2 protein-coding genes are annotated in these 1,848 nt (G+C 34.2%); both read left to right on the top strand.

What is annotated here, in order from left to right:
- On the top strand, positions 1-741 hold a 741-nt coding region (locus AC1DRF_RS25715; RefSeq protein ID WP_477742040.1), incomplete at its 5' end, for an Alp7A family actin-like protein.
- 17 nt (positions 742-758) lie between these two features.
- Positions 759-1,136 (top strand): hypothetical protein, encoded by a 378-nt coding sequence (locus AC1DRF_RS25710; protein ID WP_477742039.1) that lies wholly within the window; start codon positions 759-761, stop codon positions 1,134-1,136.
- The last annotated feature ends 712 nt before the right edge of the window (positions 1,137-1,848 follow it).

Genomic DNA, 1,848 nt, shown 5'->3' with positions numbered 1-1,848 from the left:
GCGATGGCTAATCGCTTCTTAGGTGACCATACGTTTACCGTGCATACGCCTGGTTTTGAAAATACGTTAAAGGTAGTAGTGGAAGAAAGTGCATGCTTAAAAGAGGGAGAAAGTGCACGTTTTGCGTTAAAAAAAGACTTAACCCTTGAAGATCGTGAAGATGCGAATGAGTATGTAGAATGYGAAACRGTYATGGTGGACATTGGTGGTGGTTCCATTGATGTGGTTATTCTACCCGAAGGGTTGAAAGCTGCCAATAGTCGTGATTCATTCCAAAGCATTGAAGGCATTCCTTATTTAGCKCATATTGATAAATTGCGTAAAGAGAAATTTCTAGAATTATTTACAGACTTACGTGCYTTTGATCAATTTATTCTCGATAACTACAGCAAGCAAAAGTTTGTATTAAAAAACGAGAATACAGGTGAMTCTATTGATTTAACAAGTACAATMAAATCTTCACTACGAGAATATGTGGAGATTTTATTRGCTAAATTAAATGATGTTGCACCWCCACCAGCGAATAAACTACGTAAGTATGTATACTGCGGTGGAGTAGCTCCTACTTTAGAAGTAGCTATCATGAATAGTATGCGTGAAAAAATTGGAGAAGAACGTACGGAGAAGTATCATAAGGTTCCCCAAGATAGCCGCCATTTAAATTTATTTGGCTTAGAGATTCGTAGTATTGGTTACGTTCAAAAGAAGCAAGYMGCAGRAAAGAAAGCCGTTAAATCCTAACAACGTAGGTGATAGGGATGTCAGAGCGTCAAAATGCGTTTACCATTAAGACAAATCGATTGAGTGATGAAGTTTATAATAAACTAGCTAAACATGCTAAATCGCGTAGGTTAGGGGACTATATTTCATCTTTAATTYTACGTGATYTAGATGATTCATCTAATGGAAGAAAAGCAATAGAAGACAAAAAAACCTACGAAATGCTTGAACATATCAAGAATGAATTAGCTGATTTAAAAACATTAGCAAAAACAACAGGTTTTGTAGGAARYGWYTCYTTYAAAGAAGAAGAGCCTTTAAAGGTTCCMCAACTRAAAGAAGGAAAGATTGCAGATTTAGAAAATATATCTGGCTCATTAGACGATGACGACTTAGAAGAATATAACGATTTTTAAACAGTAAARCCACTAGAATCCATMCTAGTGGTTTTTTCTGTTTTACATATCACTACTTATAAGGTGGTGATTCATTCATCTTAGGTAGTTTGCTCAATTAAGATATAAACCATCCATATAAATATTTCTCTAGCTATGAAACATTTATGTAGCAACAGGCTTAAAGCTGCTACTACTTTGGCGAGTTCCTTTATTTATCACAAATAATTATAGAATATTTATCAGTCGGAGAATAGATCACTTTAATTATCATAGGATGTAGTACTTTCGTGTGATGAAGAGAATAAATCCTTTAAGTCAATGTTTTCTATGTCAGTCACATAAGCTACAATCAAAAAAATAAAAATAATCCAGTATATGATTTTTTTCAATCCCCCCAACTCCTTCACTAAAAACAGTATTATGAGAAACGCTCAGAATTGCAATAAATGGACATTTAGCTGCGAAATAAAGGACATTTTTTTCTGGTAGCCTCTCAGTAACAACATTTCAACACTTTTGCACCAGAATCCCCTTAACTGTGTATAGTTAATTTATGATTGAGATTGTCCAATATAGATAGTCCCAAAAGGTACACCTTTTTAGACATCGAAAAAATGAATGATAAAAGGTCTATTTAATATTAAAAAGAGACCTTTTTARACGKATAAAAAATAATAGACCTTCTTGTACGCTTGGTTTACGTCTCTTCCCAGCTGATAACTCTCAGCAT

It is taken from the genome of Priestia sp. P5_B4 (genome assembly GCF_056400385.1).
The sequence above is the reverse complement of the archived record's forward strand: the minus strand, read 5'-3'. Positions and strand labels throughout refer to the sequence as shown.